The following is a 13,874-nucleotide window of genomic DNA, read 5'->3' as shown; positions in this document are numbered from 1 at the left end:
TAAGGGAATCTGGCCTTCTTTTTTACCCGGAACAGGGCAGGTATATTTCTTATAAATATTTTAGTAGAGAATGCAGATTTTTTCCATTAATTTTGGTGACTCATGACACAGATAAAACAAAAAAAGGCAGCTGGCAGGTCCGTTGCCCATAAAAATATAGAAAATAATCAGGCGCATTCCGCCATGGTCGTGCCGGACGGTCCTCAGACGCTGGATGTATTCGGAGCACGGGAGCATAATCTGAAGGATCTGGATATTCAGATTCCTAAAAATAAAATGGTGGTCTTTACTGGCGTCTCCGGCAGCGGAAAATCTTCGCTGGCCTTTGATACCATCTATAATGAAGGACAGCGGCGCTATATGGAGAGTTTCAGCGCTTATGCCCGTCAGTTTATGGGTGATATGGAAAGACCGGATGTCGATAAGATCACCGGTCTCAGCCCGGTAATTTCCATTGAACAGAAAACCACCAATAAAAATCCAAGAAGCACGGTCGGTACGGTAACAGAGGTCTATGATTTTTTAAGGTTATTTTATGCCAGGGTCGCCGAGGCCTATAGTTACAATACCGGAAAAAAAATGGTGAAGTTCAGCGAAGAAGAAATCATCGCTGATATATACCTGCGGCAAAAAGGACAGAAAGCAGTTATTCTGGCTCCGGTTGTGCGCGGCAGAAAGGGCCATTACCGGGAGCTCTTCGAGGAGATTCGCAAAAAAGGCTTTGTCAAGGTCAGGGTGGACGGTAAAATCCTGGATCTGAAACCGGAGATGCAGGTGGACCGCTATAAGATCCATGATATAGAGATTGTCATTGACCGGTTAAAAATTATCGAGGATATGCAACCCAGGCTTTCCAGCAGTATTCAGCAGGCGCTAAAACTGGGTAAAGACCTGGTTTTTGTGTTGGTAGGAGAGGATGAAGTACTGGCCCAGTATTCCAAGCAGCTGGTCTGCGCCGATACCGGTATCAGTTATGAAGAACCCTCCCCTAATTCCTTTTCTTTTAACTCTCCCTATGGCGCTTGTCCGCAGTGTAAGGGACTGGGTGAAATCTACGCGGTCAGCCGGGAACTGGTGCTGCCCGATAAAAGGCTCAGTATCAAAAAAGGAGGCCTGGCACCGCTGGGAGAAGAGCGCAGCGCCAGCGTCTACCAACAAGTCGTGCAGTTTTGTAAAAAGCATAAAATTCCGCTGGATAAACCCTTGGACGACCTTTCTGAAAAAGCCCTGGATCTGTTGTTGTTCGGTGACGGGGATGCACTCAGAACCTTTGACGTGGACGGCCAGGATGACAGCATTCCGCAGGTATATACCGGCAGCTACGAAGGCATGATCCCGATGCTCAAAAGGTGGTTTTCGTCGGCAGGCAGTACCGATCATTTAAGAGATTGGGTGACAGGCTTTATGGAACTGCGTCCCTGTAGCCAATGCGAAGGACAGCGGCTTAAAAAAGAGAGTCTCTGGTTTTTAATCGATCAGCATAATATTGCGCAGTTAGGAGAGATGGATCTGGAAGAGCTCAATGGCTGGTTTACAGGGCTGGAGAAGCGGCTTTCCAAAAAGCAAAATATCATCGCTAAAGATATTTTAAAGGAGATAAGGGAAAGGGTCCGGTTTTTACTGGATGTGGGACTCACGTATCTGACACTTAACCGCCCGAGCCGCAGCCTGAGCGGAGGGGAGAGTCAGCGCATCCGTCTGGCCACCCAGATAGGCTCTCAATTACAGGGTATCACCTATGTACTGGATGAGCCTTCCATCGGGCTGCATCAAAGGGATAATCACCGCTTAATCACCGCCCTGCAACACTTAAGAGATATTGGCAACAGTGTACTGGTCGTAGAGCATGACAAGGATATTATGCTGGCCTCAGACTACCTGGTGGACATCGGTCCAAGGGCTGGACTGCACGGGGGAGAGATTGTCTTTGCCGGTACCCCGCATGAGGCGCTTAAGGCGCATACGGAAACGGCCAAGTTTCTAAGTGGTGAGAAAGCCATTGAACTGCCTTATGCCAGAAGGCCGGGCAACGGATTGTTTATAGAATTAAAGGGCGCAACCGGCAATAACCTGAAAAAGGTGAATCTGAAATTGCCCCTGGGAAAACTAATAGTGGTAACAGGCGTCAGCGGCAGCGGTAAATCAACCTTAATAAATGAGACTTTATATCCTATACTTTCCAGGCATTGTTATCATTCCAAGATGACGCCGCTGCCTTATAAGTCTGTTCAGGGCCTCGAAAATATTGATAAAGTCATTGAGATTGATCAGTCGCCCATTGGCCGGACCCCCAGAAGTAATCCGGCTACCTACTGCGGCTTTTTTACTGATATCCGTCAGCTGTATGCCGCTGTGCCGGAAGCCAAGATCAGGGGCTATGCGCCTGGCAGGTTCTCCTTTAATGTAAAAGGGGGGCGCTGTGATGTGTGCGAAGGAGGCGGTATGCGGGTCATTGAAATGAACTTTTTACCCGATGTGTATGTGCCCTGCGAAAAATGCGGCGGCAAGCGTTATAACAGGGAAACCCTGGAAATCCGCTACAAAGGCAAGTCCATTAGCGATGTACTGGACATGACGGTGGACGAAGCGGTGGAATTTTTCCAGGCAGTCCCTTCCTTGTTTAGAAAAATAAAAACCTTACAGGATGTGGGGCTCGGATATATCAGCCTCGGTCAATCTGCGGTTACCCTCAGTGGTGGAGAGGCGCAGCGCGTTAAGCTGGCCACGGAGCTGGCCAAAAAAGACACCGGCAAGACTTTCTATATCCTGGATGAGCCTACCACGGGGCTTCATTTCAGCGATATCCGCCAGCTGATGCATGTCATGGAAAAACTCAGCGACCGGGGCAATACGGTATTGATCATTGAGCATAACCTGGACGTCATTAAGGTCGCTGATCACGTCATTGACCTGGGTCCGGAAGGGGGAAAGGGCGGCGGCCGCATCCTGTTTGAAGGCACACCGGAACAGATGGTTCACTGTAAAGAAAGTTTTACCGCCAAATTTTTGGAGGAAGAGTTAAAGACAACTCCTGTCAGGAAATCTTCCGGTAAGGCGGATGTCGTCCTGGAAGAAGACAACACCCTCCAAAAAGCCGGTAAAACAAAAAAAGCAAAGCCGCAGCTGAAAACCGCCTCCAAAAAAGTAAAAAAGAAATAGAAATCAGTAATTTGGACACGGCATTGCAGAAAAAAACTTGTTTTTCTTTGCTTAACTGGTCGTCAGCCCGCCATCGACAGCGAGTATCGTACCTGTGATCCAACTGGCCTGTTCAGAGGCCAGGAAGGTCGCTGCTTTGCCAATGTCTTCGGCATTACCTATTTTACCTAAAGGATAGATCGCATTCACCATGTTCTGAAAGGCGGACTGCTCCTCACCGGAAAGACTTTGCAGATTCCTGTTGAACTGAGGCGTTTCAACGCTTCCCGGTGCAATGGCGTTGACGCGGACGCCTGTATGGCCGATTTCAAACGCCAGGGACTTGGTTAGAGAGTTGATCGCTCCTTTGGTCAAGGAATAGGCCGTTGTAGTTCTGCCCTGTAACATGCGGTCCGAAAAATAGGAGGAAATATTAATGATATTCCCTTTGCATCGCATGATAGCCGGCAGTAGTTCCTGGATGAGCAGATAGGGGGCCTTCACGTTTAGATTCAGGTGCAGGTCTAATATCGATATATCCGTTTTTGAAAAAGGCAGAAATTTGCCGATGCCAGCATTGTTGACGAGTATGTCGATATTTGAATAGATATGGAGTAGTTGCTCAGCCAAAGGCTTAATCTGCGCGATGTCAGACAGGTCTGCGGTAAGCGTTTGCACTTCTGTTGTATAATGGGAGAGCGATTCTTTTGCTATTTCCAGTTTATCTCTGTCGCGACCCACTAAAATAAGATTAGCGCCGTTCTGTGCGAAAGACCGGGCAATACCGAGTCCGATCCCGTCACTTCCGCCAGTGATGACTGCATTTTTGTTGCTCAATAATTTCATTATTTGATTTTTATTATCAATTATTGTAGATTATTTACAATTACAAAATAAAGATTTTTATTTTATATTTGTAACAATAATTATAAATAATTTACAAAATGGGTACATCTATGACAAATGAAGACCTGTCTTTTGACTTTGATTTCCTGGACAAACTGATTGTCGGAATCGGGGAAGTATCACAGATCACTGGCATTCCGACCCGGCAGATCCGTTATTGGGAGGATAAAGGGATTATTAGCAGTCTGACCGAGGAAGGGGGCAAAAACAGGCGATATGATTATAAGAACATCAAAAAGATGTTGCTTGTAAAAGAACTGCTGGATGAAGGCTATACCCTGGACGCTTCTGCTGAAAAAATTAAAAACCGGTTGGGTATGATCGAACAGACGCTCTCCAGACTAAAGAATACGACTACTAAAAAAAGGTAATCAGGTGCAGTGTATAAAGTATGGTTGAATAAAGGGCAAACACAAAGAAGAAACTCCCGGTAATCTGTGTAACACAATTACCGGGAGTTTTATTTCAATGATCTACTGGTCACACGGGACGCAGTAAAATTATTTCTCTATAGGATTTTTCTTACCGGCTAACAGCTTTTCCAAAGTAGAAGCCAGTCTTTTTTGTTTGGTATCGCTGCGTTTGGCCCCTTCAATCCAAGTGACATATTCTTTTTGATTGGCAGAGGGCAGAGAGCTGAAAAATTCTTTGGCCTGGTTGTGTTTAACAAATAAAGCGTCCAGTTCAGCCGGGATAATGGATAATTTTTTATCAAATCCTTTCGCTCTGGGCGTCTTCGTTGCAATAGAAGCAGTTTCCACTGTTTCCTCCACGGTTACTTTATTAAATTTTACTGCGCCCCAGACGTTATCGAGTTCAATCTCGTCTTCTGTTTTTTCGTAACTGTTATTGGAAAGGATCTCCCAGCAATCCACACGGTTCAGATCACTGACAATCTTGCTGGAGGATTTGGGATAAGCAATCCAGACTTTACTGCTGCCATGCAGGGCCGGGAATACATCTTTAAGAATCGTACAAAGCTGTTGATGATTAATGGCAAAAACCAGCGCAAAATCAATTTTCTTATTCTTTAATAAAGGGGTTACATTTTTACTGAAAGAAACCTTTGCAAATTGTTTTTCTATTGAAGAAGGTAAGCCTTGTATAAGAATATTCTTTTCGTTAGTTAGTTGAAATTGCTCGTACAAATCTAGATGGGACATGCCTTAACTGTGGTTTAAGGTTAAAAAAACAAATACATGCAAAATTACACCATTTAAGACAAAAAATCGGTATAATACACCCGAACGGCCAAAGTTGAACAACATTTTAACTTTTTGGTCCCGGTAATCCGCGGATAAGTTTTATCTTAACGGGCTTTATAATACTGCTCAGCCTCAGGGAGTAATCTCTTAATATCGGCGATTCTGGTCGCATTGGTAGGGTGAGAGCGAAGTAGCGTTGGTGTGTTGTCCGCGCCGCCCATTTTTTCCATTCTTTCCCAGAAAGCGACCGCTTCCTGCGGATTATAGCCGGCCATTGCGGCAAAAATCAACCCGTAGTGGTCTGCTTCGGACTCCTGTTTTCTGGAATTAGGTAAAATTACCCCCATCTGGGCTGTGGGCGCATAAACAGCATTAAACACATTGGATGCCATCTGGTTTTTACCATTGGACAGCGCTGCGCTAACCAGGGTGCCGCCAATGGAGGCCGCTTGCTGCTGGCTGACTCTTTCCTGTCCGTGATGCAAAACGGCGTGTGCAATTTCATGACCCATGACGATGGCAAGACCTGCCTCATTTTGCGCAACCGGTAATAATCCTGTGTAAACCACTACTTTACCTCCTGGCATACACCATGCATTGACATCGGAGGATTGTACCAGGTTGAACTCCCATTTGTATCCGCTCAGCTCACTGGACAAACCCTTTTGTGCATAATATTTTGTAATAGCGGCGGCTATGTTCTTGCCTACCTTCTGGACGACCGCATAATCTTTGGGATCCGTGGATTGACTGACTACTTTATTTTTGGATAGAAAATCCTTGTATTCCGTGAGTGCCTGGGACTGCAGAGAACTCTCTGAGGTGAGCATCAGCTGACTGCGTCCGGATATGGCATTACGGGTACAACCAAATAACAAGATAACCCCTAAAGCGCTGAGAGATAGTTTTTTGAGTAACATGGGCTTTACAGTTTAAAAAAACAATAAAATAGATGTAATTGAGGAGTAAACCTATTATATATTATAAATACAATAAGTGTACCAGGTTGTATATCTATGAGCTATGCAATTTTGGCTGCCTCATGCGATATACAGATGGTTAATATTAAAACAATATCTATACCAAAGAACAGGGGAAAGTCCGGTGTTCAGGGATTTTAAAGGATAAATCCCGGAGAAATGAATGAGAGCGCTTGGTTATCCCGCGTTGTCGCTGTCCTGCTGGTCTTTATTTTCCCGGCGGCGGCTTTTTCTGCGGTCGCGGAATTTTAAAATGGGCACTTTACTTTCCGTGCCTTTTAATATCCGGTTAATATTTTTCTGGTGGGTGAGTACCAGCATCAGGGCGACTGCAATGGAAAATATGCGGTAAAAAGTAGAATCGTCATTGAAAATAAACAGAATCAGAATGGCAAAGGCCACACCTGATAAGATAGAACTAAGAGAAACGAAACGGGTCAGATATAATACCAGGATAAAAACGCCGACGCAAAGACCCGCCACTGCCGGCTGAATGGCTAAAATCATCCCGAACAGGGTGGCTACGCCTTTGCCGCCTTTAAAGCCGGCCCATAAGGGAAAGATATGACCGACCACAGCAGCCAGGCCGAGCCCGATCATCAGATTGGTGCGCTGCATGGAATCGTGCAGGGCATATTTGTGCAGGGTAAAAACCAGTAATGCGGCTGCCGCACCTTTAGAGACATCCACTAACATGACAATGGAACCCCACTTAGGACCCAGCACGCGGAAGGTATTGGTGGCGCCGGCATTTCCGCTTCCGTATTCACGGATATCGATACCAAAAAAGTGTTTGCTCACCCATACAGATGTAGGAATAGAGCCAAGCATGTAGGCTACCAGTAAAAGTAATATCTCTTGCATTAATAGCTTTTCGTCAGAAATTTTGAGTTACAAATATAACAGCTAATTGTCAATTATAGACAATATCGATTAAAAATTGGCATATATGCACGAGGACAGTGGAGTGTTTTAAGATAATTTAACAAAATGGCGCCCCGCTTCAGCTGGCCTCGGAAAGCGGGGCCAGACTCCTTATATGTCAGACTTTTGCGATAAAACTGTCAGGCGTCGGACCTATTTGGCGGCTTTAAAATGCATGGCAATCCACTGCGCTTTATAGACCGTGGTCAGATAAGTAAGCCCCAGCTGTATAAACAGGTTTTTAATATCTGCTTCGTCCTGCTGCAATAATCCGCTGATCAGTAAATCTCCTCCCGTGGCCAGAGATTGTGTCAGGATTTCTGCATTGGCGATTATGACGTTCCTGTTGATATTGGCCAGTATTATTTCGTAATGGCCGTCGGTAGCCGCTGTATGTGCCTTTTTAACCTTGATATGATGACAGTTGTTGCTGAGGATATTTTCAGTGGCGTTTTCTATGGACCAGTCGTCATTATCCAGGGCCAGAATTTCTTTTGCTCCGAGTTTGTTGGCCAAAATAGCCAGAATACCGGTTCCGGTGCCAAAATCCAGCACTTTTTTCCCCGCCCATTCTAAATGACGCATCTGGGACACCATCATATAGGTAGTCGCATGATGCCCAGTCCCAAAACTCATTTTCGGGGTTATCAGAATCTCAAATTCCGTATTAAACGCCTGCTTGTGAAAATCGGCGCGGATGGCTACAAAATCATCCACCACCACCGGTTCAAAATTGGACTCCCAGAGGGCATTCCAGTTCTGTTCTTCCAGATCTCTTGTGGTAAAATGCGTCCCGTAGGGTTCCAGCAGATCTTGGAGCAGGGCCTGATCAAAATCACTATCGTCAATAAATGCTTTTAAGATATGTCCCTCTTCCAGTTCTTCAAAACCGCTGTAACCCGCCTCAGATAGCAGACCGACCAAAAGGTCCAGCTGCCCTTCCTTAAGGCCGGTTATTTCTATTTCTTTATACGTTGTCATCTATGTCTGTTTTTGTTCGAGTAGCGCCGGTTTTTAGCTGATTGTAAAGTGTAATAAGTTGTAATTTAATTGATTACATATTTCAATGCGCTACTGTAAATTCAAAAATAAGCATAGTTCCCTTAATTTGAGGTGCAATGTTGAAAATTATTCTTCCGGCAATCTTTCGGCGCAGCGCTGGGAAGCTGTATGAACGGGAATAAGCAATTGGCGGATTTACCCAAATTGCGCTTAATTCGATGTATTTTGCAGGCCTGTTTCACTAAAATCATTTCCCGGATAAATATTTGACAGATGGAAGCCCTATTACAGATGTTCAGCAATCGTTTAACAAAGGTGTATAAGCACAGAAGTAAACTGGCCCGCAGGCAGCAGGTACACTGTTACCGGATTTATGACCGGGATCTGACGGAGTTTCCAATCAGCATAGATATATATGGGGAAAAGGCCTACGTCAGCCTGTATGCCAAAAAATCGGAAGACCCTGAAATGGATCCGTGGCCGGAGGACAAATTAAATGGTTGCTTTGACATCATCAGTCAGGTAACCGGTGTGGCGCTTAGTGATATCTATCTGAAACAGCGCAGCAAAATGAGTCACCGGACCGCCGGTCAGCAGTATGAAAAAGTAGATGAGGAAGGCCATTTTTTTACAGTAGAAGAATCGGGTTTAAAGTTCCGGGTGAACCTGACGGATTATCTGGATACAGGGTTGTACCTGGATCACCGGATCACCCGTCAGATGGTCAGAGAAGTGGCCCGGGATAAAAACCTGCTGAACCTTTTTTGCTATACCGGATCATTTTCCGTGTACGGTGCGGCGGCTGGCGCTTCAAGCGTTACCAGCGTGGATCTGTCCAATACCTATCTGAACTGGGCGGAAGAGAATTTCAGGTTTAACCGCTTACTGACGCCCCTGACAAAACATAAATACCGTTTTGTGGCGGCAGATGTAAAGGCCTATCTCAAGACCTTGAAACCGGACTCTTTTGATCTGGTAATTATGGATCCGCCTACTTTCAGTAATTCTAAAAAGATGAAAGATATATTGGATATCCAAAGGGATCATGTGGAATTAATATCTGATGTCTTAAACGCATTGACGGCTGGCGGACAGCTTTATTTTAGTACGAATTTTACCCGGTTTGTGCTGGATGAAAAAAATATTGCGGCCTCGAAAATTACGGATATTACCAAAAGAACCACGCCATTTGATTTTGAAGGCAAATTAAAGCGCTGGTGCTATCTGATCGAAAAATAACGGGTGGCGATCCTTGGCGCCCAGTGTTCGTTTTTAGAGGGGTGCTGTATCAAAAACGGACAATTTTAAAGATCTTAATATATGTAAATCTATTGTAGCGATGCAATTGAAGTATGGCACCTAACTGGCTATTTTTTCAAAATAGTTTTAACGGGGGTCCTTACATTTAAAAAATACTTCAATGGTTAAACATTATTTCATCACCGTCTGGCGCAGCCTGATGAAAAATAAAATATTTTCCTCCATCAATATTTTAGGGCTGGCACTTGGAGTGGCCGTTTGTTTATTGATATTTTTATTTGTCAATAACGAGTTCACCGCAGATGGTTTTCATGAGCATGAAAAGGATATTTATCAGGTCGTCCGTTACGCGAATCTGGATGGAAAACAGAACAGCGTTGCCTATCTGTCAGGACTTTACGGACCTGCGCTGAAAACGGATTTTCCGGACGCCATTGATCAGGTCGTGAGGGTACTTCCAAGCAACAGCCTCGTGTCAGCGGGTCATGATCAGGCTTTTAATGAGAAGAAAATCTACGCCGTCGACCCGGCATTTTTACAGATGTTTTCCTTTAAGATGCTCCAGGGTAATCATCAAACAGCATTAAATGATCCGGGCAGTATTGTACTGACAGAAAGCATGGCCAAAAAATATTTTGGAAGTACAGCTGCCGCCATGGGTAAAACCCTTGAACTGGATAAAACCCTGGCCCTTAAAGTTACCGGAGTTATGCAGGATGTACCGGTCAATTCAACCCTGGATTTTGATATTTTGGTGCCCATAGATAATTATAAGGATGCTCCCTATTTTTCCCAATGGATCAACAATAGTATGTATACGTTTATACAGATGGCTCCCGGAGCCGAGGCAGCTCATCTGCAAAACAGGTTGCCGGCCTTTGTGGACAAATATCTGGGCAAAGAAATGGCAGAATACGGCTTCCATTTTTCCCTGGGCTTACTTCCTTTAAAAGAAGTATACCTTACCGGCAATATGTTCGGAGATCAGCGTCATGGCGACAAATCGGTGATCTATATTTTCATCTCGATTGCCATGCTTATTTTGTTGATCGCCTGTATTAATTTTATGAACCTGTCTACCATCAGAGCGGTTGAAAGGTCTAAGGAAATCGGTCTGCGCAAGGTGCTGGGGGCTCACAGAAAACAGCTGGTATGGCAGTTTTTGGGTGAGTCTTTTATGATTACGGCGGTGGCCTGTTGTCTGGCACTGGTATTCCTTTATTTGTTTTTACCCTTTTACAATCACCTGCTGGGTTACCGGTTAACGGTAGACTGGAGCCATCCGCCGGTCTATTTATTTATGGCGGGCGTGATTTTGGTCATCGGCCTGTTGTCCGGGATGTATCCGGCGTTATTTCTGTCCGGTTTTTCGCCGGTGGAGGCCATCAAAGGAAAATTAAAACTCGGTGCCGGGGGTGTCCGGTTTCGGCAGGTACTAGTCGTTATTCAGTTTATGATCTCCGTCTTTCTGATTATCGGAACCATAGTTATTTCCAAGCAGCTCCATTTTGTCAAAAATAAACAGCTGGGATATGATCAGTCCCAGTCTTTGATTGTTCGTATTGACAATGAAGATCTCTATAAAAACAGACTGCTTTTTAAACAGGAAGCCCTCAGCGGTAAGGCAGTGGAAGCGGTGTCCATGATGTCCGGGGAACCGGGCGGCTTTTTTGATACTTACTTTTTCAATGTGGAAGGCAGAGGGGAAAAATGGAGTGCGCATACGGAGTATGCGGACTTTCAATATGTGAAAGCGCTCGGTTTAAAAATATTGAGCGGCCGTGATTTTTCAGCGTCGTATCCGACAGATTCCGGCCAGGCGGTTCTGATCAACCAGACTGCTGCGGCAAGCCTGGGCTGGACCCCGGAGCAGGCTGTCGGTAAATGGATTCAGAATACCAAAAATGATCCCGTCAGAAGAAGGATCATAGGCGTAGTCGCGGATTTTAGTTTTGAAAGCCTTAAACAAAATGTTACGCCGCTTGTGATTACGCCCGGAGATGACAACCGACTGGTGTATATCCGGCTGAAGGCAGGACAGATTGATCAGGCCATATCCGGACTGCAGAAGGCCTATATGACCGCTGCCCCGGGTTATCCTTTTGAATACAGCTTTATGGACCAGCAGTTTGAATCGATGTATCGCAAGGATATAAAGCAACAGCGGTTATTGACTTCTTTTGCAATGCTGGCTATAATCATTGCCTCACTCGGGTTATTTGGACTGGCTACCTTTACAGCCAATAAAAGGATAAAGGAAGTCGGGATCAGAAAGATTCTGGGGTCCTCCGTAAGGCAGGTCGTTATTTTACTTTCAAGGGATTTGCTGAAACCTGTTGTCATTGCAGCCTTAATAGCCATCCCGCTGGGATATATGGCCATGCATACCTGGCTGCAGAATTTTGCCTTTCAGACAAAGTTAAGCTGGTGGATATTTGTACTGGCCGCGCTGATTACCTTTTTGATTGCGGGGTTAACGATCAGCCTTAAAGCCATAAAAGCGGCAAAGACGAATCCCGTAAACTCTCTGAAGGCTGAATAACCGTTTTGAGGAAAGACGAAGGCCGTCTGATGCCACCTAAAGGAGCCTTTCTGCCTGAGAACAGGCCCTTTCGTATTAAAGGGGGCACTGAAAAGCTAAAAGCGATGATCCGCAATAACAGGATTTGTTATTGCGGATCATCGCTTTTTAGATGGAATGGCAGCTAAAAGTCTGCTCTTTTGTAATAAATGATTGCGCTATTCAGGCCGGGCTGCCGACTTATTGAGTGCATTTTGTACCTCCTTTTCAAAAGGGGATAAATCCTTGATGGGGATTATTTTGCCCAGTGGCACCTGACTGGCCGTTTGTCTGGTGGGGGTATAACCGCCAGAAGCCATATAAAATCTATCAGGGTATTTATCTGAAACGCCCTGTTCATAATCGATGCGCTGTCCGGGTTTGCCGTCTGTATGGGAAAATTTCACTTTATTTAAGCTGACCCAGCTTCCGCCACCGCTTTGTTTGCCCCAGGCGTTATAATAATAGGCCATGCGGCGCATCCAGCCGTTGGCGTATCCGTAGTTTTCAATAAAGGAGTAAAACCCGTCAAAATAGCGGTTTTCTTTAGGTGCCCGCCAGCTGGCAACATAGACCCAGGGTTGGGTATCGATTTGGTACCAGGCAGAAATGACGACGGATCCGTTTGTGTCTGGCAGCAGGTTCATCAGAAAATGAACGGGTTTTCCGGTTTGCCAGTTCGCACCTGGGTTATAGGACTGTCCGCCGGTGCCTTCCCCGCCAAAACTGTTGGTCACCGTTTGGGGGCCCTTGGCTACCAGTGTAACATAGTCTGATTTTTCAATGCTTTTGTCTTTTTCAGCGTCTTTGCTGTCCCAGACAGAAAAAAGTACGCGGCGTTCATGGAGGCCATTGGTCTGGATGCCCATGTAGCCTCTGTAAAATCCCAGGCTCTCATAATAAGTTGCCAGTGGGTCGCCGCCTTCCGGTACGAGTATCTCTGCGTAAATCCAGTCATAGGATTTTGTAGTGGGAGCCGTTGAACTGAAGCTTAAGTGAACAGAAGGGGAGGACTGGTAATCGGTCTGATGAACTTCGCTCTTTTCACTGCCATTCGTACTGAAAAGCAAGGAGTATAATGTGATGGCATCCCTGGGATCGGCCTTAGGTTTGAGCGCATATCTGTAATACCCTGTTTTTGGGATATCCACGCTGCATACGGCAGTGGTGTCTTTACTGCCACTGCCATGCATGGTAAATACTTTATTGATGGCCTTAAACCCTGTGTTGGGATCGGCGTCCGTGATGGAAATCTCAAAAGGAAGATCTGTTGATTTGCTAAGCATTGCGTCCAGACTAAAATTATAATGGCCCTGCTGCTGGTACAGATACCAGACTACGGATTTGGCCGAATCTGTCCAGTGAGAGACCGGAAGGATGGTTTGAGGGTAGCCTACCGGCACAGATACTCCCTGCGGGTTAAAGCCTCCTTTTGAGGCACCGCGTTTGCCTTTTTGCGCTGCATCCCGGCCTTTAACAGGAGGCCGTCTGTCTTCCCTATTCGTCAAAGGCACGACATAGGCCTTGTTGGCCGGGATGGTGAAAGTCCTGGAGGATGTCGGCTGCTGAGCCACTGCAGGCCCTGCAGGCAGTAGCAGCCCAAGCGTTAGGGAACAGGCACTCAGCATAAGAGCCCCCATCACCTTTTTGCTCAATAAGTTTCTTTTTTTGTACATAACTTTTGTGGATCGTTAAAAAAATGATTTCCTGAAACAGTAAGCTCAGCAGCGGTTAAATAGACGTCCGGGGCATTCGTTGCCCGTTTTATGCTGGGCTACCAACTCCCTTTCAGATTCCTGTAATCAAAGATGGTTAAATAACATTAAACAAAAGGCTGTTTCACCGATTTTACGCAAACGTTGTACTAGTGGCTGCCGGACATCATAAAGCCCTGTTCTG

10 protein-coding genes are annotated in these 13,874 nt (G+C 45.6%); 4 read left to right on the top strand and 6 right to left on the bottom strand.

All coding sequences use genetic code 11. The annotated features are described in order from the left end of the window. Positions 1-183 precede the first annotated feature (183 nt). The gene (uvrA, locus tag BLU80_RS06115) at positions 184-3,159 is read left to right on the top strand and encodes an excinuclease ABC subunit UvrA (RefSeq protein WP_091395388.1); all 2,976 of its coding nucleotides are present in this window, start codon (positions 184-186) and stop codon (positions 3,157-3,159) included. Positions 3,160-3,210: 51 nt separating this feature from the next. Here the strand turns inward: uvrA and BLU80_RS06110 are convergent, their stop codons facing one another. Next, positions 3,211-3,984 carry an SDR family NAD(P)-dependent oxidoreductase gene (locus BLU80_RS06110; RefSeq protein ID WP_091395129.1) on the bottom strand — a complete coding sequence of 258 codons (774 nt, stop codon included), beginning with the start codon at positions 3,982-3,984 and terminating at the stop codon, positions 3,211-3,213. A gap of 98 nt (positions 3,985-4,082) precedes the next feature. Here BLU80_RS06110 and BLU80_RS06105 point away from each other — a divergent pair, with 98 nt between their 5' ends. Further along, positions 4,083-4,415 carry a MerR family transcriptional regulator gene (locus BLU80_RS06105; RefSeq protein ID WP_091395127.1) on the top strand — a complete coding sequence of 111 codons (333 nt, stop codon included), beginning with the start codon at positions 4,083-4,085 and terminating at the stop codon, positions 4,413-4,415. Positions 4,416-4,544: 129 nt separating this feature from the next. Here BLU80_RS06105 and BLU80_RS06100 read toward each other — a convergent pair whose 3' ends face one another. The 4 genes from BLU80_RS06100 to prmA all read right to left on the bottom strand — a co-directional run bounded on the left by BLU80_RS06100 (position 4,545) and on the right by prmA (position 8,134). Further along, positions 4,545-5,207 (bottom strand): YdeI/OmpD-associated family protein, encoded by a 663-nt coding sequence (locus tag BLU80_RS06100; RefSeq protein WP_091395124.1) that lies wholly within the window; start codon positions 5,205-5,207, stop codon positions 4,545-4,547. Positions 5,208-5,353: 146 nt separating this feature from the next. Further along, a complete protein-coding gene (locus BLU80_RS06095; protein WP_091395121.1) occupies positions 5,354-6,169 on the bottom strand; it encodes a M48 family metallopeptidase in 816 nt (271 codons plus the stop codon). A gap of 237 nt (positions 6,170-6,406) precedes the next feature. Beyond that, on the bottom strand, positions 6,407-7,093 hold the full coding sequence (gene plsY, locus BLU80_RS06090; RefSeq protein WP_091395119.1) for a glycerol-3-phosphate 1-O-acyltransferase PlsY: 687 nt from the start codon (positions 7,091-7,093) through the stop codon (positions 6,407-6,409). 213 nt (positions 7,094-7,306) lie between these two features. Then, positions 7,307-8,134 carry a 50S ribosomal protein L11 methyltransferase gene (gene prmA / locus BLU80_RS06085; RefSeq protein ID WP_091395116.1) on the bottom strand — a complete coding sequence of 276 codons (828 nt, stop codon included), beginning with the start codon at positions 8,132-8,134 and terminating at the stop codon, positions 7,307-7,309. A gap of 294 nt (positions 8,135-8,428) precedes the next feature. Here prmA and BLU80_RS06080 point away from each other — a divergent pair, with 294 nt between their 5' ends. Together BLU80_RS06080 and BLU80_RS06075 are read left to right on the top strand one after the other, a co-directional pair. Beyond that, positions 8,429-9,394, top strand: coding sequence for a class I SAM-dependent methyltransferase (locus BLU80_RS06080; protein ID WP_244518768.1), 966 nt, complete (start codon positions 8,429-8,431; stop codon positions 9,392-9,394). A 181-nt stretch (positions 9,395-9,575) separates the two neighbouring features. After that, entirely contained in the window at positions 9,576-11,957 is a 2,382-nt protein-coding gene (locus tag BLU80_RS06075) for an ABC transporter permease (RefSeq protein ID WP_091395113.1), read from the top strand. A 197-nt stretch (positions 11,958-12,154) separates the two neighbouring features. Here BLU80_RS06075 and BLU80_RS06070 read toward each other — a convergent pair whose 3' ends face one another. Further along, complete coding sequence (locus BLU80_RS06070) at positions 12,155-13,651, bottom strand: DUF3472 domain-containing protein (RefSeq protein WP_091395110.1); 1,497 nt, start codon at positions 13,649-13,651, stop codon at positions 12,155-12,157. Positions 13,652-13,874 lie beyond the last annotated feature (223 nt).

The organism is Arachidicoccus rhizosphaerae (assembly GCF_900107765.1).
Lineage (GTDB): Bacteria > Bacteroidota > Bacteroidia > Chitinophagales > Chitinophagaceae > Arachidicoccus > Arachidicoccus rhizosphaerae.
This window is presented reverse-complemented; position numbering and strand designations above follow the sequence as displayed.

What these genes read in the sequence shown, in the direction of transcription:
- BLU80_RS06110 (WP_091395129.1), bottom strand. Translation starts at nt 3,984, where the DNA reads ATGAAATTATTGAGCAACAAAAATGCAGTCATCACTGGCGGAAGTGAC.
- BLU80_RS06075 (WP_091395113.1), top strand. Translation starts at nt 9,576, where the DNA reads ATGGTTAAACATTATTTCATCACCGTCTGGCGCAGCCTGATGAAAAAT.
- plsY (WP_091395119.1), bottom strand. Translation starts at nt 7,093, where the DNA reads ATGCAAGAGATATTACTTTTACTGGTAGCCTACATGCTTGGCTCTATT.
- BLU80_RS06080 (WP_244518768.1), top strand. Translation starts at nt 8,429, where the DNA reads ATGGAAGCCCTATTACAGATGTTCAGCAATCGTTTAACAAAGGTGTAT.
- uvrA (WP_091395388.1), top strand. Translation starts at nt 184, where the DNA reads ATGGTCGTGCCGGACGGTCCTCAGACGCTGGATGTATTCGGAGCACGG.
- prmA (WP_091395116.1), bottom strand. Translation starts at nt 8,134, where the DNA reads ATGACAACGTATAAAGAAATAGAAATAACCGGCCTTAAGGAAGGGCAG.
- BLU80_RS06070 (WP_091395110.1), bottom strand. Translation starts at nt 13,651, where the DNA reads ATGTACAAAAAAAGAAACTTATTGAGCAAAAAGGTGATGGGGGCTCTT.
- BLU80_RS06095 (WP_091395121.1), bottom strand. Translation starts at nt 6,169, where the DNA reads ATGTTACTCAAAAAACTATCTCTCAGCGCTTTAGGGGTTATCTTGTTA.
- BLU80_RS06105 (WP_091395127.1), top strand. Translation starts at nt 4,083, where the DNA reads ATGGGTACATCTATGACAAATGAAGACCTGTCTTTTGACTTTGATTTC.
- BLU80_RS06100 (WP_091395124.1), bottom strand. Translation starts at nt 5,207, where the DNA reads ATGTCCCATCTAGATTTGTACGAGCAATTTCAACTAACTAACGAAAAG.